We start from the raw sequence: 17,239 nt of genomic DNA, 5'->3' as shown, positions 1-17,239 counted from the left end.
AATTCGCGGTTTCTACAAGTAATAAACCCTCTTGCTGAACGTATGCTTCCAAGCGCGCAGTCTTCACAGCGAGTTGTCAGCATTTGCCAACATTTCTCGCTGCCGTGAAGTGGAGTGTGCGCGACTTCGTTAGGCGCGCGATTTCACAACTTCGAGGGCGAGGTCTGCTCGGTCGGTGACGATTCCATCGACGCCGAGGTCGAGCAGGTGACGCATTCGCTGCGGTTCATTGATTGTCCAGACATGCATCTCTAGTCCGAGATCGTGCACACGGGAAATCATCCGCTGAGTGGTCACCCGCAACCCTAGCGCTTTCTCTGGCACTTGGATGGCAACTAGCCCACAAAGGGCACGGCGCATGGCGGGGGAGATGCGGGCTTTCGCGCTGATCAGAGCCATCAAGAAGCGGCGAGCGGAGGCTGAGCTCGCGATTCCGGGCAACTGCTCGACTATTGCGGCACGGCGCGCTTCGTCGAATGAGGTCACAAGAACGCGATCGACGGCTTTTATCTCGCGAATCGCACGCGCACTCGGAAGGACAGCACCCTTGATTTTTACGTCCACATTGAATCGGGTCTCCGGAAACGCATCAAGCGCTTCGGCCAAAGAGCAGAAACCTTGACCATCGCCCAGGTCGATACGTCGCAGCTCTGCCATCGTGAGCTGCTCCACCTTGATGGCCCGACCGGCAACGCGACTGAGGCTGGGGTCGTGCGCAACAACGGCTACTCCGTCGAAGCTGACATGAACATCCGTCTCGATGAACTGAGCCCCCTCGGCGACAGCCTTCGCGAAGGCAAGCATCGTGTTTTCGGGTGCGTCAAGCGCAAGCCCCCGGTGCGCGAACACGCGGGGGCCTGCGGGGGAGAGAAATGACGAGTTGGCGCTAGCGCGCGACTGGTCCCTTGCCACTAAAGAATCCTTCACCAATGCCCTTGAGCGCTTCCGTCAGTTCTGACGGGATGATCCACATCTTGTTGGAGTCACCTTCTGCAATCTTAGGCAGCGTCTGGAGGTATTCGTACGCCAAGAGCTTCGGGTCGGGATCACCCTCGTGAATCGCCGCGAAAACCGTCTTGATTGCGGCGGCTTCACCGTCGGCGCGAAGAACTGCTGCCTTCGCTTCACCCTCAGCTTCGAGAATGGCAGCCTGGCGCGAGCCTTCTGCCTCGAGAATGGCAGCTTGCTTGGTTCCCTCGGCGGTCAGAATCTGCGCACGGCGGTCACGCTCGGCACGCATCTGCTTTTCCATCGAGTCTTGAATGGAGAGGGGCGGGTCGATGGCCTTGAGCTCGACGCGTCCAACACGGATGCCCCACTTGCCGGTCGCTTCGTCAAGAACTACCCGCAGTTGGGAGTTGATGTTGTCGCGACTCGTAAGCGCTTCCTCAAGGTTGAGTCCACCCACGACGTTGCGCAGTGTGGTGGTCGTGAGCTGCTCAACGGCCCCGAGATAGTTGCCGATCTCATAAGTCGCTGCACGCGCATCCGTTACTTGAAAGAACACCACGGTGTCGATGGAGACAACGAGGTTGTCCTCGGTGATGACCGGCTGCGGTGGGAACGAGACGACCTGTTCGCGCAGATCGATGAGGGGCAGCATCCGATCGATGAAGGGTACGAGGATGTTGAGTCCGGGGAGCAGGGTTTTACGGTACTTTCCGAGGCGTTCAACTACGCCGGCTCGCGCCTGCGGAACAATGCGAATCGCACGGAACAGCGTCACGAGCACGAAAATGGCGAGGATGACGAGCAGAATCACCACGAATACCTGGCCTACAAAGCCAGCGGGATCAGTCACTTTTCTTCCTTTCTCGGCGGCTACGTAGTCGCTCGAGGCTTGGTGGTGCCGGGGGTTCGTTTCTCAAGGACAACGACCGCAATGGCGCCTTCGATAGCCATCACGGAAATTCTTTTGCCCACTGGGATGGTGGAGGGGGCTGAACCGTCACCGATGCGTGCGGTCCAGGTTTCACCGTTGTCGAGCTTGACCTCACCGATGCCCTTGGTGAATGAGCCGGTGACGTGGCCGCCGAGTTCGTAGAGCGCCTCGACATTACTTTTAGCGGGATCGGACCCTTTTTCGAGGTTCATCAACAACACGGGGCGGATCGTGAAGATGAAAAGGCCGGCGATGGCCGCCGCCAGAGCGATCTGCACGTACCAGGGCCACCCCAAGAGGTTGGAGCCGAGGCCACCAATGAGCGAGCCGGCCGCAATCATGAGGAAAGTGAACTCAAGAGTGAGCACTTCAACAACGATGAAGAGCACGACGAGGGCCAGCCACAGAATCCACAAATATTGGGTGAGGTCTACGAGCATTAGCTGGCGCCCTTCATCGTTGCGCTGTTCGACAAATCTTCAATCACGACGCTAGCACTTAGATCACTGCAGAGCGCCGCTTCGACCGCTAAAGTCGTAGCGTGAATAGCGATAATTCGAATCCTCTGGCCGCTCACTCGCTCGATGGCGCTCGCGCGCTCATCACCGGATCTTCGCGGGGAATTGGCGCGGACACCGCCGCCTACTTCGCGCAGGCTGGTGCTCGCGTTGCCGTGAACTACCGCAACAAAGAGGCTCGCGCCCTCAAGTTGGTGGCGCAGCTCAACGAGACCGATGGTTCCGCTATCGCTATCGGTGCCGACCTTACCGACCCCGAAACTGTCTCTGTGCTCTTCGAGACCGTCAAGGAAGAGTTCGGTGGCCTCGAGATTCTGGTGCTCAACGCCTCCGGCGGCATGGAAGGCGGCATGGCTGAGGACTACGCCATGCAACTGAACCGCGACGCGCAGGTCAACTTCTTGAAAACCATGATGCCGCTGCTGCACGAAGGTTCGCGCGTCGTATTCGTGACGAGCCACCAAGCACACTTCATTCGCACGGTTGAAACCATGCCCGAGTATGTTCCTGTCGCGCTCAGCAAGCGTGCTGGCGAAGATGCACTGCGCGAACTGATTCCCGAGCTCGAAGCCAAGGGCATCAGCTTTGTTGTCGTCTCAGGCGACATGATCGAGGGCACCATCACAGCAACGCTGTTGCAGCGCGCCAACCCCGGTGCGATTGAGGCCCGCAAGGAGGCCGCCGGCCGCCTGTACAACGTGAGCGAATTCGCCGCCGAGGTTGCCTCTGCCGCGGTCGAGCCCGTGCCGGAAAACAACACCCGCTACGTCGGCAACGTTTCAGACTTTCTCAACAAGTAACGGTCTGCGGATGCCGGTGAACCGGGCCACCAGCCGGGTACTGCTCTTTGACCGGGATAACCGCTTCTTGCTCTTCCTCACGAAGGCGCCTGACACGAGCGGTATCTCACGCTGGCTGACGCCCGGAGGCGGTGTGGATGCGGGAGAGTCTCCTCACGAGGCTGCCGTACGCGAGCTTCACGAGGAGACTGGGCTCGAGCTTTCCGAACTGGGCGAGCCCGTGTGGACTCACGATTTTGTCGCCGAGTGGAATCAGGCTGACCACGACACCGGTCATGCCGTGTTCTACGAAACCAGCGTGGACGCCTTCGAGCCGTCGCAGGAGTTCTGGACCGACGACGAGCGCATCGACGTGCTCGAACACCGCTGGTGGACACTCGACGAGCTGGCCGCGACATCCGATCGTTTCGAACCGGCCGAGCTCGTTGATCTCGTTCGGTCCCGCACAGAGAAGAGAAGCCAATGACTCGCCCCTTGCCGGAATATGCTGTCGCCGACCTCGAGTACTTAAACGTGTTCGATTGCGTTCGACTGACCAACGACGACGCGGTGGCGTTGGGTCTATTCGCCATTCAGGTAATCAAGGAGTGGGATCTTAATCTTGCAGTCGAGATCGCACTCGGTTCAGACGTGGTGTTCAAGGCAAAGCTCAAGGACACAAACGCCCAGAACGATTCCTGGCTTGCGGGTAAGGCTGCTGCTGCCGTGCGGTTTGAAGAGCCGTCGCTGCTGATCAAACTCCGCCATCTTGCGGCCGGCGCGCCATTTGAGGATCGCACCGACGTGGATCACGACCGCGTAAAAGCTCACGGTGGGTCCATACCCTTGCGAGTGGGCGGCAAAGTCGTCGGCACGCTCACCATGTCGGGGGAGCCGGATGCCCTTGATCATGAGGCAGCAGCGGAAGCGCTCGCCCGGTTTCTCGATAGTCGGCGACATTCTTTCTAGGCGACAAAAGTTGACATATTCTCCAGTAATGGGTGTATTCTCGAAATAGCAGCCACCGCGCACTGTTTCACTGCCAACGTGCGCGAGCACTACACCGAGACAGGGGACTGGCATGAGTTCACCGCTTATTCGCCTTTCCATCGTCGCGGCCACGATCAGCCTCGGAGCTCTAGCGGGGTGCACTTCGGCGGGCATCAACATCGCCGGAAGTGACTCGAGAGAGTTGGAAGTCGAGGACAGCACCGGCGGCAGCAATAGCCGCAGCGAGGCTCACGTTATGTCAGAAAGCCAGATTCTGATCGAGTTTGACGTTCAGGATGAGAAAGTACTGGCTCAGAACTCACACCTGAGCGAATCCATCGACACGACTGCATTCACGCCGAAAACCGGCCGAGTCGCCATCTATTCAGACTGCATCGGACCGGGACGACTCACGATTGCACTCGGCGACGGCACTGAAACGTCGCGTGAGTGCCGCACGAGCACTGAGGATGCCGTTCACAGAGACGACCTGGTGATCGATGCGTCGGGACGCTATTCAGCTTCCATTTCGATGACCGACGAGCAGCCGTGGGCTGTAACAGTGACCGAATTGCCGCCAGACTAGCCAGCGGAGCCCTCGAGGTCACCAGCTACCCTCAGCCCCTCTCGGCGCCATGGTTGGTATCCGATAATGCACATTATGTCAGCTTGTAAATGAAATGGCCCATACCGCAGATCATCCCACAGTAAGCACTGGAGGCTACAAACTATGGACTTCGTTATCGCCGTCGTTCTTGTCGGCATTTTTCTCTACATACTCCACGGCGTCATCCGCAGTGCCGTTCGTGATGGCACCCTGATGGCTGACGAGGAACGCGCATTTACCAACGCACCCCACTCTGAATAATTCTCAGAGCTGGTACACAAAAGGAGCAGGCGGCCGACTCGACCACCCACTCCCCTGCATCGTTATGAGAGCTCGAGCCTCAACTACTTAGTACTTGTATGACTGCCCGCCGTCGATGGGTAGGACGGTTGCGTTGACATAGCTCGCGTCATCGCTCAGCAGGAAGGCCACGACGGCAGCGATCTCGGGCGCTTCGCCAAAACGCTTCGTGGGGTTGCCCTGAATGAACTGATCAGCGGCGCCGCGAGGGTTCTCAGCATCCAACTGCTTCATGGAGTTTTCGACCATGGGCGTCCAAATGGCGCCAGGTGCAATGGCGTTGATGCGGATGCCGTGCTCCGCGTATTCAATGCCTGAGTTGCGAGTGAGGCCCACAACGCCGTGCTTGGCCGCTGCGTAGCCGGACTGGTTCCCGATTCCGCGGATGCCGCCAACACTGGCCGTGTTCACGACCATGCCGGATCCCTGCTCGCGCATGATCTTGAGAACCTTCTCGAGACCCAAGAAAACACCGCGCAGGTTGATGGCGACGACCTTATCGAATTCGTCTGCGGAGAAGTTCTCGGTGAGGTTCTGCTTGCCTTCGATGCCGGCGTTGTTGAAGAAGCCATCGATGCGCTCAAAGCGAGCGATTGTCTCCGCTACGTAACGGTCGACATCCTCTTCCTTGGAAACATCGGCGACGACCGTCAATACCTCGGCGCCGGGTGCAGCCTCAGCGACGGCTTTCACTGAGTCAGCCAAGCCAGCCTCGGAGACGTCGACGAGCGACAGTTTCGCGCCTTCCGAAGCAAGACGAACGGCAGCGGCGCGGCCGAGGCCGGATCCCCCACCAGTGATGAGAACTACGCGGCCTGAGAAGCGATTCATGAGTAACCTTTCGAGTGGTTGCCCGAGCCAGTGTCACCCTGAACGACGCTGGTTCAGCAAACTTTTCTGCACACTGCGCCGCTGGGGGTTCGTCAGCCTGTCGCGGCGAATCGCGCTTCTATACAAGTTTGACTATAGAGCTCGAGTCTGGACGTCGCCTCAACACGATCAGCGCCATCCCCGCAATCACGAGCATGAGGGCCAGTTGCAGCGGTAGAGCGTTAGACGATCCCGTGAATGCGAGTGAGCCCTGCCCCGCTGCCGCGATCGTAATGGTGGTCCAGCCGGTAAGCGAGCCGTCAGCCGCGGTAACCACCAGTCGGTGGGACCCCGGCGTGATGGTCGTGGGAATCGTCGCTGTCACAGCGCCAGCAGCAGACACCGTCGGAGAACCAAGCAACGTGGGCGTGGAGTAGATCCACGTGTTCACGACGTCTCCAGCCAATGCTGCACCAACAACGATCGTGATCGTGTCGCCCGGTCGCGCGCTGGCCGGACCGGATACGGCACCGCGATTCGAGTCGAGCAGGTCAGCCGCGGGAATCGCAACCGGCGCGCTAGGGCCGGTCGGGTCGGTCGGGTCGGTCGGGTCCGTCGTTATCGTGCAGTCGATGGTGCCCGCCCGCAGCGCGAAACCGTCAGTGTTCGAGTCATCCGACCAGTACACGGGCTTCGAACCCGCCGCACACTCAGACTGCGCTGACACCGCGAAGCCCTCATTGTTAATATTCGGCATGCCGCTCGGGCGCTCGAAAACGGTTGTTACCTCGAATGAGCCGTCGGCCGCGCCATCCTGAGCGATCTCGAGAAGTGCGCTGCGTCCGTTGCAGGTGTCGTCGCAGACAGCCCAGAGCCCGCCGAGAGCAGGGTCAAACTCGAGCTCCATGACACTCGGGAAGCCGCTTTCGATAGTCGCGACTCGCTGGAATGCCCCTGAATTCAGGTCGAGCGCGTACGCGTAAATTGCGCCATTGGTTTCGAGCCCGACGAAGAAGAGCCCGTCGCCGTGACCGTCGTACATGTTGGGGCTATAGAGGTCGTTCGTGTTGTCGTCAATGAACCCTTCGGCAACAAGATAGCTGTCAGGAACCCACGCGATTCCTTCGAGCCCCGCGTTCGCAGCTACGACTGGCAGATCGGCGGTGAGGTTCCATTCGTGGCTGGCCGTCAATTCGGATGCTGCGCCAGAAACGTCATAGCGAAGAATCGTCGGGCGACTCACCCCGCTGTTCGCGTTGTCGCGCTCACTCGCGACGAAGACTCCCCCGGAGGCGCCAGCTTCGGTCAGCGCAACCCCTTCGGCATCCACATCACCGGTTCCATCGGAGTAGTGCAGCAACTTGCCCGCGGTCCACGAGTCGCTCAGGGCAGGCACCCAGTTCGCTCCATCAAAGACAAGCTTGTAGAGAGCGCCGGGGCCGTTCTTGGCCGCCCAGAGAACGTCACCCGAATCAGCAGCCTCGAAAGCAAGACCGCTCATGTTGTCGCTGAACGCATCCTTCTCATTCACGGTCGACACCGACGTTGCCCCTGGCCAGGGCGCTGTTTCGAGTTCGCCGACACAGCTGTTGGCCGCGCCCTTCGTGGAGGATTTTGACGCCTCGAATTCGCCGGTTCCGTCGGTGCAGCGTGCATAGGTTGTCGCGGCGTGCGAGGTCCAGCTGTAGCTGTCGAGAAGGGTGAGGCTGTCAGCCTCGAAGAGCCTTGCCGAGTCTCCCCCGCCGAGCCCAAAGTCAGGCTCGACAACGAGATAGTCGCCCGCAGCGATAGTCGTGCCGGCAGCGAGCGTGAAGGCGTGGCTGTCGTCGTTGTCCTTGAGGATGAAGCCCGAGACATCCACGGAATCAGCGCCGTTGTTTTTCAGCTCGACCCAGTCGCTCGAATCGCCGCTGGATTCGACTTCGTTGATGCGGATTGGCGCGCTGCAGTCGTTGACTGACCCTTTAGTGGAGCTCGTGGTGTCGACAAACTCTGAACCACACACCCCGAGGGTCGTTGGCGAGTGGCCGCTCCAGCTGCGGGAATCGATCGCAGTGAAACCGTCGGCGGCGAAAACGCGTACCGAGTCGGCCGTGCCGAGACCAAAGCTCAAGGCGGGCTGATCGAAGACAAAGTATCCACCAGCGGCAAGCACCGTGTCAGCAGGGATTCGCGCAACGTGGCTGTCGTCGTTGTCTCGAATGACCCAGTTGGAGATGTCCACTGCATTACTGCCACCATTGAACAGTTCGATCCAGTCGGTGGCATCGCCATTCGACTCGATCTCGTTGATTCGCACATCCGGGATGATGGCCGCTACACAATCGTTAGCGGCACCCTTGGTCGTGCTGTTCGTCGTCGCAAAGTCGCCGATTCCGTCGGGGCAGCGACCGTAGCTTGTAGTGGCGTGCGCTTCCCACGAGTAGCCATCAATCAGAGTGGTACCGTCCGTGTCGAAGATGCGAGCGGAATCTCCCCCGCCCAGGCCGAAGGACGGCTCGACGGCAAGGAACGCACCGGGTTCGATCGTGGTGCCGTCAGCGATCGCGTCGGTGCGACTGTCGTTGTCGTCTTTGAGAACGAGGCCCGAGACATCCACGGTGAACGCACTGATGTTGGTGAGTTCGATCCAGTCGTTTGCGTCGCCGTTCGATTCGATCTCGTTGATGCGCACGGCCGCCGCGGGGGTGATCTCGCACGCGTTCGCGGCACCCTTTGTTGCCGCCACCGTGTCGCGGAATTCCCCCGTGCCGTCGGCACAGCGGCCGAAAGTCACGGCCGCGTGACCGTCCCAAGCGAAAGCATCGATAACCGCTACGCCGTCGTCCGCGAAAAGTCGGGCGGTGTCTGCTTTTCCGAGCCCGAAGCCTTCCGGGTTGGCGTCGTCGTTGACATCAATAACGAGATACTCGCCTGCAGCAATCGTTGAGCCGGCGGGCAAGGTAAGGGCGCGATCGTCTTTATCGTCTTTCACGATCCAGCCCGACACATCTACGGTCTCGGTTCCTGTGTTCACGAGCTCCACCCAGTCGAATACATCGCCGTTCGACTCGACCTCGTTGATACGAACCGGGGATACTTCAGCGGCACCCGCAGGAAGCGATGAGACAGTCGCTGCGGTTGCGAACAACGGCACCGCTAACGCGAGGGAAGTGAGGATGGCGGCAAGGGACCGTCTGCGCATGGGAAATGCCCTTTCGAGGCTGCGAGGAGAGCGCCGGTTCGGGAGAGCTGGCGTGCGCAGTCTTGGGGAGGCATATGAACCAGCGGTGAACGCAAATCGACCGGATAGTGCGAACTGCAAGATGCCGGCGACCCCGCGCCGGCGCACGAGCTCTGAGCATCGTTCTCGGTCGCTCGATGCGTCTGTGAATATAGTGTAGAAAACTCAGATAGGTTATGGTTTCCAGATGGAAAGTGATTCCGCGGACCCCCCCACCGCCCCAGATTCCACCCCACACGCCACGCGACTTGAAGCCTCTCGCCAGCTCCAGCACCACCAGGAAATGCGCGATTCAGTGCATCAGCGGGGGCCGTCCCGCAGCTTTGCTTGGTTCAGCCTGTGGAGCGCTCTCATGGCAGCCAGCTATATCGGCGTGTTTCTCCTTGCCTTCTCCGCGGGCATCGGCACCGCCGGCGACAGCGACCCCGGCAAATTCTCCCAGACATCGCTGCTTATCGTGCCACTTCTGGCTTTCACCACGATGAGCACGGGCACTCGTGAACAGTTCGGGATCCGAAGAGCGCTGCCACGAGCAGTGTGGGTCCCCTTGGTTCTCGCGTTTATCGCAATGACCGTTCTGTCAGGGCTGTCCGTGTTTGACGTACCTTACTCGCGTTCGCTCATCCCGCTGGTCGCTCTCGCCGTTTTCGTTCCTCTGGCCGCACCCGCCATAGCTCAACTGATCCAAGTGCCGCGTTCACGCAATCCGGCGCGCCGCAGTTCCGATCCGCTCAGTACACCCGTGCGGTGGAATACGGCGATCATGGGTGCAGTAGCTGGCTTGCTCATCTCATTCGGCACTATTCCGATCGTCTCAGCACTGGTGATGGTCGCGGCGCTCGCGGGCATCATGCTCGCCTACGTGCTGGAGGAATCCTCGTGGACTCTGCCCCGAGTCGGTTTCGAGTGGGGCTGGATGCAGTGGACTGCGTTCGGCATCACCACGAGCACGCTCTTCGCTTTCGCCGTACTGGCTCCGCTGGCAAAGTCGCCATCATTCGCGGCATCGGTAGCCGCCGGCATCGCTGTATTTCTCATCATGCTCGTGGCTTCGTCGCTGCCAGCGCCCCGAGACACCCGTTCATGAAACAGCATCCACGCCACCAACTCGATGATGCGTTTCTCACGCCGATACGGCTGTCGCTCATGGCCGCTCTCGGACCCAGAAATGAGATCGATTTTGCGACGCTCAAACAACTCCTCGAGGTCGAGGACTCTGCTCTCAGCAAGGCGATCAGCTACTTTGCGGATGCCGGCTACGCGAAAGTTCTCAAAGGGACGGTCGGCAATCGTGCGCGCACGTGGGTGACCTCGACGGCATCCGGGTATCGCGCGTATCAGCAGCATCTGCTCGCGCTTCAGGCAATCATCGATCAGGGATAAACGTCTGAAGCGCGCCCAGTTGGCCTCCGTGGACCGGCGACCTCACTACTCGACCCCGCGCGCCCGCGGCTCGGAGGGCTTTCACAATGTTTGTCCAATTATTTTAGTGAGCACATCTGTTCCCTGCCCAAGCACCCGATGACAGGACCACCTGAATGCCGTCCCGCGACTCGCAATCCTCCGCCAACTCATCCGCCGGCGAAGATCTCACGGTGAAACAGCAGCGCGATGCGCGCCGGGCGGAAAAAGTCGCCGCGATGAAGAAAAAACACGCTGCGGAGAAACGCCACCGGACGATGGAATCGTCCTCGGCATTGTTGCCGCGGTTGGGGCGCTGGCGCTCGTCATCGTGTTGGTCGTGACGAACGGAACCCCGCGAACAAGTCCCGAGGCAATTGAAATCGAGGGACTTCAGAACTATCCGAACATCACCGCCGGCCATGTCACCGGTGCGGTTGAATACGAACAGAGTCCCCCTGTCGGCGGTGAGCACGCCGCGGTCTGGCTGAATTGCGGCGTCTACACGGAGCCCGTTCCCAACGAAAATGCCGTGCACGCTCTTGAGCATGGAGCCGTCTGGGTTACGTACAACCCTGAGCTAGTGTCCGGCGACGAACTCGAAGAGTTGCAAGGCACCGTGCCGTCGACGTATTCGGTACTGTCGCCGGTTGTTGATCTTCAAGCTCCCGTCATCATCTCCGCTTGGGGAAACCAGGTTGAACTTGATGGAGTCGACGATCCACGGATGCAGGACTTCGTCGATAAGTTCTGGCAGGGCGGCGATGCGCCAGAGATCGGTGCTTCGTGCTCCGGAGGTATCGACGGCGGCGGACGCATCGCATGACCGACGGCGACTACAGTTCGCCACGCCACTCTTGGCTCCGCGTAAGCGCCATGGCGATCGCAGCGATTTTGTTGGTTGGAGTTGGTGTTCTCGTCGGGCAGAAGTTGCTGCCGGCTGAATCCTCAGATCCCTTGACGACGAGTGCCGAAGCCGGTTTCGCGCGCGATATGCAAACGCACCATCTGCAGGCTGTCGACATGTCGATGATCATTCTGGAAAAGAGTGAGAATCAGGCCATACGCACCTTGGCCTATGACATCGCCACGGCGCAGGGCCAGCAAGCGGGACAAATGTTCGCGTGGCTCATCATGTGGAATTTGCCACAAGCGTCTAGCGAACCCCCAATGACCTGGATGATGAATGACGACGAACACGACTCGCACGGCACCTCGGATTCCGATTCCTCGACCGCGATGACAATGCCTGGGCTGGCTACCTACGATCAGATGGAAGCGCTCAGAGCGAGCACCACCGACGCTGACGCCATGTTTCTTGAGCTCATGATTGCCCACCATGCGGGCGGTGTTGATATGGCCGAAGGCCTTCTCGAGCGCTCCACGAACGATGTCGTGACGTCGCTGGCCGAGGGAATGGTGGCCGTGCAAATGAGTGAGATTAACTACATGAACGAGTTGCTCGAAGGTCTAGAGGAATAGAGCTCAGACTCCACGGCGACGAAACAGCACCCACGCGATCGCTAGGCTGCCGGCCGCCCACAGAAACAGCACTGCCATCTGCGCCCCGGGTGGAGGCTGCAAAATGTTGCCAAACTGAAACCACGGGTGGAAGAAGTTCGGGCCCAGCGTCTCCGCCGCTTCGCGCCCCGACGGGAATACGCGACCTACGTTAGTGAGCCAAACAAGCGGGGTGTCGACAGTTCTAGGCTCCAGTTGGCTCGTCAGGGTCGGCACGACGACGAAGATCGCCGCCAAGGCAAAAAGTGCGGCGGACGGTGAACGAGCGATCACGCCCACACCGCTTCCGAGTGCCGCGACTAGCCCGAACGCGATCGTTCCTTTGGCGATCGATATCCACACGACGCTCGCGGTGAACATCGCGGGGATTCCTTGGTCCTGCTGAATGGGCGTTGCCACTATCGCGGCCAGCAATAATCCGATTGCCCCCGCTGCCATCGCCGAGGCGACAACAACCCCTGTTTTCGCAGTGAGCACCCATCCGCGCAATGGAACCGCCGTGAGTGCCGGACGGATGTTACCCGTAGCGAAATCTGAGGTGGCGATCGTGGCCCCCAGTGCTGCGATCAAGAACTGGCTCAGAGCTAACCCACCAGTTATTGCGGTCATTTGCTCATCAAAGGTTTGCGAAGCTAAATCCCACGCAGTAATTGGCGCCACCAGGATGTCGGCGGCTTTTCTGGTGCCAGCCCAGCGCCACGCTATGAAAACCATTGAACCCGCGCTCAACGCCAGCAGCCACCGCGATGACGGCAGGGTAAGCGCCTTCAGCCCCTCGGATCGAACTACTCCCATGAAATTCAATCCACGGGCAGAGCTCTCTACTTCCATCGCCCGCCGCGAGACTCGAGACTGACGACCAATGCGCGAGACTTCCAGATGCACTGACCGTCGTACGAAGATTGCAATTGCGGCTGCTAGGAGGAGCACTGATCCGGAGGCGAGCACCGCGAATCCCGTCAACGGCTCCAGCGCCGACGCAGGAGTCCCTTCCAATACGAATGGCTCTGCCGGTGCTCGCGTAGTGAGCGCTTGGAGTGCGCTGGCCGGGAGCAACTCGACGAACCGCGGCACCCAATTCCCCCCGAGATAGAAGAGTGTGCTCGGCATCAACAAGATAATCCCGACAAAGACGATTGAGGCAGAAACCGCTGATCGAGCGAGCGCGCCAAACGCAAGGCCCAGCACCGCGAAGCATGCAGCGCCCGCGACGACGCTGAGCAACAACTCAGCCGAACGATCGAGGCTGGGCAGGGTGTAACCGCGCGACGTCAACGTGATGGACGACATCCAACCAGCGACAGCCGTCCCCGCCGCCACGGTAACCGCGGAGAGCCCCATGGCGGGCAACGTCTTCGCCAAGAGGAGCGTTACGCGCGAGGGCACGGCGGCCACCGACGCCGCCAAAGATTCGTCTGTGTACTCCGACGTTACGGCGATGAGACCCAGTGTCGCGGATAACACCGCCAGTGGTAGCGCACTCACTGATATCGATTCGAAAAGCACTGAGGTGCCATCGGTGTCCAGATCGGTGCCCACAACCAGCGGCACGAAGAGCACGCGAACTGTCGCCAGCGCAACCGGGAGAAGGAACATCAGCACCACGATGAGACGCGGCGCGCGAAGAGACCACAACTTGACCGATTCTGAGCGGACCACGCCCGAGATTTGAGGGTGCTTCTTAGCCTCGTCGCAGCCTGCGACGGCGGGACTCACTTCTCCGATCCCTGTCGATATTCAACGCTCGAGTCGGTGAGCTGACGATATGTTTCTTCGAGCGATTCCACGTGAGTGCGAAGCTCGGTAAGCGGGATGTTCAACCGAGCCGCCAGCAGCCCGACGTCTTCAGCAGTCGAGCCTTCGACTGTCAGCACGTCGCGCTCCTCGACTACCCGTGCGCCGGATGCGACGAGCGGCTCGATCAGGTCGCGCGCGCAGGCTGCGCACCATCACGCGTTCAGCGCCCTGAAGGCGGGCGATGTCCGACAATGGAGAATCCGCGAGCACCTTCCCGCGCCCGACAATGACGACGTGGTCAGCGGTGAGTGCAACCTCGCTAATCAGATGGGATGAAAGCAGCACTGTGCGCCCCTCCGCCGCGAAGTCGCGCACTAACTCCCGAAACCACATCACGCCATCAGGATCTAGACCGTTGACGGGCTCATCAAACACAAATAAGTCGGGATCGCCCAGCATGGAGGCTGCGATTCCGAGGCGTTGCCGCATCCCTAACGAATAGCCTCCCACTCGACGAGAGGCCACACCGCTGAGCCCCACCTCTTCGAGGACGAACTCGACACGATCGTTTGAGATTCCATGGGTGAGCGCAAGCGCCCTGAGATGGTCGAATCCAGAGCGTCCGGGATGTGCGTTTCGGGCATCAAGCAGAGCCCCCACACGAAACAGCGGATTCTTTATCTTCCGGTAGGTCCGGCCCCAACGAGAGCCTCCCCCGAACTCGCCGTTTCGAGGCCCAGCAAAATGCGCATCGTCGTGGTTTTGCCTGACCCGTTCGGCCCAAGAAACCCGGTGACACGCCCGGGCTCTGCAGCGAAGCTCAGGTCGTCAAGCGCACGCTTGTCGCCAAACTGCTTCGAGAGGTTGCGGAACTCAATCAAGTCAACTCCATATATTGATGGATCATCATGTTAGGTTGCCACGTGCTTCCGTTGAGCACCAGATTTTGCCACCAATTCGCTGCGTTATCGCAATAATGGTCACGAGCATCCGCGATTTCGCAGTGCCGCGACATCCGCACCACCAGGGAGGCACCCACCATGGCCAGCACGAGCAACCCCGACTCCCCCAGCGCCCACATGGCGGATAGCCACGACCTCATACGGGTGCGGGGCGCTCGCGAGAACAATCTCACCGACGTGAGCCTCGACATTCCGAAGCGCCGGCTCACGGTCTTCACAGGTGTCTCGGGCTCAGGCAAGAGTTCCCTGGTCTTTGGCACCATCGCCGCCGAATCGCAGCGGATGATCAACGAGACGTACAGTGCGTTCCTTCAGGGCTTCATGCCTTCGCTCGCACGCCCCGACGTTGACGTGCTCGAGGGTCTCACGACTGCGATCATCGTCGACCAAGAACGCATGGGTTCCAACGCCCGCTCGACAGTCGGCACCGCCACCGATGCCAACGCCATGCTGCGTATCGTGTTTAGCCGCCTCGGTGACCCGCATGTGGGATCACCGCAAGCCTTCTCCTTCAACGTGGCCTCTATCTCCGGCGCCGGTGCGGTCACCTTTGAAAAGGCCGGCGTCACGACCAAGGAGCGTCGCGAGTTCAGCATCACCGGCGGCATGTGCCCCACGTGCGAAGGTCGTGGCACCGTCAACGACATCGATCTCACGCAGCTCTACGACGACAGCAAGTCGCTCGCCGAGGGCGCACTGACCATCCCCAACTACACCGCCGATGGCTGGATGGTGCGCATCTTTACCGAGTCAGGCTTCCTCGACCCCAATAAGCCCATCAATAAGTACACCAAGACTGAGCTGCATGACTTTCTCTACAAAGAGCCAGTCAAGGTCAAGATGCAGTCGATCAACATGACCTACGAAGGATTGATCCCGAAAATTCAGAAGTCGATGCTGTCGAAAGACCGCGAGGCGATGCAGCCCCATATCCGCGCGTTTGTCGATCGGGCCGTCACGTTCACGGCCTGCGCCGACTGCGGAGGCACTCGACTCAATGAGGGTGCCCGAGCATCCAAGGTCGCGGGAATCAATATTGCGGATGCCTGCGCCATGCAGATCAGTGACCTCGCCGCGTGGGTGCGCGGGCTGAAAGAACCCTCGGTCGCCCCGCTGCTCGAAGCACTTCAGCAAACCCTCGACTCGTTTGTGGAGATCGGGCTCGGCTACCTCTCGCTCGATCGCCCGGCCGGCACGCTCTCCGGCGGTGAAGCGCAGCGCACCAAAATGATTCGACACTTGAGTTCGTCACTCACCGACATCACGTACGTCTTCGATGAGCCAACCATCGGCCTCCACCCGCACGATATTCAGCGGATGAACGAGCTGCTGTTCCGGCTGCGCGATAAGGGAAACACCGTGCTCGTGGTTGAGCACAAGCCGGAGACAATCTCGATTGCCGACCATATTGTCGACCTCGGGCCAGGGGCCGGAACTGAGGGCGGCCAGATCTGCTTCGAGGGCAGTTTCGACGAACTGCGCCAGAGCGACACGGTCACCGGCCACCACATTGACGACCGAGTCTCGGTCAAAGACACCGTGCGCTCCCCCAGTGGTGTCATGGAAATTCGCGGCGCCGATACCCACAACCTCAAGAACGTCGACGTTGATATCCCGCTGGGCACTCTCGTGGTGGTGACGGGGGTCGCTGGTTCCGGCAAGAGCTCCCTCATTCACGGCTCGGTCGTCCCGCGTGAGGGCGTCGTGTCGGTGGATCAAGCCGCCATCAAGGGATCACGGCGCAGCAATCCCGCCACCTACACCGGATTGCTCGAGCCCATTCGCAAGGCGTTCGCCAAAGCCAACGGTGTCAAGCCCGCTCTGTTCAGCGCGAATTCCGAAGGCGCCTGCCCTAATTGCAACGGCGCCGGTGTGATTTATACCGACCTCGGTGTCATGGCGACCGTCTCAACACCCTGCGAGGTCTGCGAGGGCAAACGCTTCATGGCCTCGGTCTTGGAGTACAAGCTTGGAGGAAAGGACATCAGCGAGGTTCTCGGGATGTCCGTTGCCGAGGCCGAAGCGTTCTTCGGCGAAGGCGAGGCACGCACTCCCGCGGCCCACGCCATCCTCGACCGGCTCGTTGATGTCGGGCTGGGCTACCTGCGTTTGGGCCAACCTCTCCCCACGCTCTCCGGTGGAGAACGGCAACGCCTCAAGCTCGCCACCCAGATGGCCGACAACGGCGACGTTTACGTGTTGGATGAACCGACCACGGGTCTGCACTTGGCCGATGTTGAGCGCCTCCTCGGTCTTCTCGATCGGCTCGTCGATTCGGGAAAATCCGTGATTGTCGTCGAGCACCATCAGGCAGTCATGGCCCATGCCGACTGGATCATCGATCTCGGTCCGGGTGCTGGAAACGACGGCGGCTCGATCGTCTTCGAAGGCACTCCGGCAGATCTCGTCGCGGCTAAGTCAACGCTCACGGGCGAGCATCTTGCGCAGTACGTTGCGTCGGCGCGCTAGACCACATCAACCCCGTTTGAGCGCCTCACTCAACCACCCC

Annotated in this window: 19 protein-coding genes; 10 read left to right on the top strand and 9 right to left on the bottom strand. The window is 60.2% G+C overall.

Annotation, left to right across the window (positions count from 1 at the left end):
- Window positions 1-129: 129 nt before the first annotated feature.
- From ACWTV1_RS00860 to ACWTV1_RS00850, 3 genes are read right to left on the bottom strand one after another with little or no spacing between them, the layout of a single operon-like run.
- Window positions 130-912 carry a glycerophosphodiester phosphodiesterase family protein gene (locus ACWTV1_RS00860; RefSeq protein WP_498503754.1) on the bottom strand — a complete coding sequence of 261 codons (783 nt, stop codon included), beginning with the start codon at window positions 910-912 and terminating at the stop codon, window positions 130-132.
- Window positions 887-1,801: an SPFH domain-containing protein gene (locus ACWTV1_RS00855; RefSeq protein ID WP_100389044.1), complete on the bottom strand. Its 915-nt coding sequence runs from the start codon at window positions 1,799-1,801 to the stop codon at window positions 887-889. Before ACWTV1_RS00855 ends, ACWTV1_RS00860 begins: the two co-directional genes overlap by 26 nt.
- 20 nt (window positions 1,802-1,821) lie before the next feature.
- Window positions 1,822-2,322, bottom strand: coding sequence for an NfeD family protein (locus ACWTV1_RS00850; RefSeq protein ID WP_498503753.1), 501 nt, complete (start codon window positions 2,320-2,322; stop codon window positions 1,822-1,824).
- A 101-nt stretch (window positions 2,323-2,423) separates the two neighbouring features.
- Here ACWTV1_RS00850 and ACWTV1_RS00845 point away from each other — a divergent pair, with 101 nt between their 5' ends.
- From ACWTV1_RS00845 to ACWTV1_RS00825, 5 genes are all read left to right on the top strand, one after another.
- Window positions 2,424-3,200 carry an SDR family oxidoreductase gene (locus ACWTV1_RS00845; protein ID WP_498503752.1) on the top strand — a complete coding sequence of 259 codons (777 nt, stop codon included), beginning with the start codon at window positions 2,424-2,426 and terminating at the stop codon, window positions 3,198-3,200.
- 10 nt (window positions 3,201-3,210) lie between these two features.
- Window positions 3,211-3,666, top strand: a complete 456-nt coding sequence (locus ACWTV1_RS00840) for an NUDIX hydrolase (protein WP_498503751.1) — start codon at window positions 3,211-3,213, stop codon at window positions 3,664-3,666.
- The gene (locus ACWTV1_RS00835) at window positions 3,663-4,148 is read left to right on the top strand and encodes a heme-binding protein (protein ID WP_498503750.1); all 486 of its coding nucleotides are present in this window, start codon (window positions 3,663-3,665) and stop codon (window positions 4,146-4,148) included. Before ACWTV1_RS00840 ends, ACWTV1_RS00835 begins: the two co-directional genes overlap by 4 nt.
- A 112-nt stretch (window positions 4,149-4,260) precedes the next feature.
- A complete protein-coding gene (locus ACWTV1_RS00830) occupies window positions 4,261-4,755 on the top strand; it encodes a hypothetical protein (protein ID WP_498503749.1) in 495 nt (164 codons plus the stop codon).
- Between the two features lie 144 nt (window positions 4,756-4,899).
- On the top strand, window positions 4,900-5,037 hold the full coding sequence (locus ACWTV1_RS00825) for a hypothetical protein (RefSeq protein WP_498503748.1): 138 nt from the start codon (window positions 4,900-4,902) through the stop codon (window positions 5,035-5,037).
- Window positions 5,038-5,124: 87 nt separating this feature from the next.
- On the opposite strand, the gene ACWTV1_RS00820 is transcribed toward ACWTV1_RS00825, so the two are convergent.
- Window positions 5,125-5,907, bottom strand: a complete 783-nt coding sequence (locus ACWTV1_RS00820) for an SDR family oxidoreductase (protein ID WP_498503747.1) — start codon at window positions 5,905-5,907, stop codon at window positions 5,125-5,127.
- Between the two features lie 118 nt (window positions 5,908-6,025).
- A complete protein-coding gene (locus ACWTV1_RS00815; RefSeq protein WP_498503746.1) occupies window positions 6,026-9,070 on the bottom strand; it encodes a lamin tail domain-containing protein in 3,045 nt (1,014 codons plus the stop codon).
- A 391-nt stretch (window positions 9,071-9,461) separates the two neighbouring features.
- Here ACWTV1_RS00815 and ACWTV1_RS00810 point away from each other — a divergent pair, with 391 nt between their 5' ends.
- The 4 genes from ACWTV1_RS00810 to ACWTV1_RS00795 all read left to right on the top strand — a co-directional run bounded on the left by ACWTV1_RS00810 (window position 9,462) and on the right by ACWTV1_RS00795 (window position 11,992).
- On the top strand, window positions 9,462-10,196 hold the full coding sequence (locus ACWTV1_RS00810) for a hypothetical protein (protein WP_498503745.1): 735 nt from the start codon (window positions 9,462-9,464) through the stop codon (window positions 10,194-10,196).
- Window positions 10,193-10,492 (top strand): transcriptional regulator, encoded by a 300-nt coding sequence (locus ACWTV1_RS00805; protein ID WP_498503744.1) that lies wholly within the window; start codon window positions 10,193-10,195, stop codon window positions 10,490-10,492. Before ACWTV1_RS00810 ends, ACWTV1_RS00805 begins: the two co-directional genes overlap by 4 nt.
- A 358-nt stretch (window positions 10,493-10,850) precedes the next feature.
- The gene (locus ACWTV1_RS00800; protein WP_498503743.1) at window positions 10,851-11,336 is read left to right on the top strand and encodes a thioredoxin-like domain-containing protein; all 486 of its coding nucleotides are present in this window, start codon (window positions 10,851-10,853) and stop codon (window positions 11,334-11,336) included.
- The gene (locus ACWTV1_RS00795; RefSeq protein WP_498503742.1) at window positions 11,333-11,992 is read left to right on the top strand and encodes a DUF305 domain-containing protein; all 660 of its coding nucleotides are present in this window, start codon (window positions 11,333-11,335) and stop codon (window positions 11,990-11,992) included. The genes ACWTV1_RS00800 and ACWTV1_RS00795 overlap by 4 nt, the downstream gene beginning before the upstream one ends.
- A gap of 3 nt (window positions 11,993-11,995) precedes the next feature.
- Here the strand turns inward: ACWTV1_RS00795 and ACWTV1_RS00790 are convergent, their stop codons facing one another.
- The 4 genes from ACWTV1_RS00790 to ACWTV1_RS00775 are packed head-to-tail and all read right to left on the bottom strand — an operon-like array spanning window position 11,996 to window position 14,649.
- Window positions 11,996-13,747: a hypothetical protein gene (locus ACWTV1_RS00790; protein WP_498503741.1), complete on the bottom strand. Its 1,752-nt coding sequence runs from the start codon at window positions 13,745-13,747 to the stop codon at window positions 11,996-11,998.
- Complete coding sequence (locus ACWTV1_RS00785) at window positions 13,744-13,953, bottom strand: DUF8746 domain-containing protein (RefSeq protein ID WP_498505012.1); 210 nt, start codon at window positions 13,951-13,953, stop codon at window positions 13,744-13,746. Before ACWTV1_RS00785 ends, ACWTV1_RS00790 begins: the two co-directional genes overlap by 4 nt.
- Entirely contained in the window at window positions 13,877-14,428 is a 552-nt protein-coding gene (locus tag ACWTV1_RS00780) for an ATP-binding cassette domain-containing protein (RefSeq protein WP_498503740.1), read from the bottom strand. Before ACWTV1_RS00780 ends, ACWTV1_RS00785 begins: the two co-directional genes overlap by 77 nt.
- A gap of 17 nt (window positions 14,429-14,445) precedes the next feature.
- Complete coding sequence (locus tag ACWTV1_RS00775) at window positions 14,446-14,649, bottom strand: ATP-binding cassette domain-containing protein (RefSeq protein WP_498503739.1); 204 nt, start codon at window positions 14,647-14,649, stop codon at window positions 14,446-14,448.
- 159 nt (window positions 14,650-14,808) lie between these two features.
- Here ACWTV1_RS00775 and ACWTV1_RS00770 point away from each other — a divergent pair, with 159 nt between their 5' ends.
- Entirely contained in the window at window positions 14,809-17,199 is a 2,391-nt protein-coding gene (locus ACWTV1_RS00770) for an ATP-binding cassette domain-containing protein (protein ID WP_498503738.1), read from the top strand.
- Window positions 17,200-17,239: the final 40 nt, after the last annotated feature.

The organism is Salinibacterium sp. VpJ6, assembly GCF_059767345.1.
Note: the sequence above shows the minus strand (reverse complement) of the source record. Positions and strands in the feature narration are given on the sequence as shown.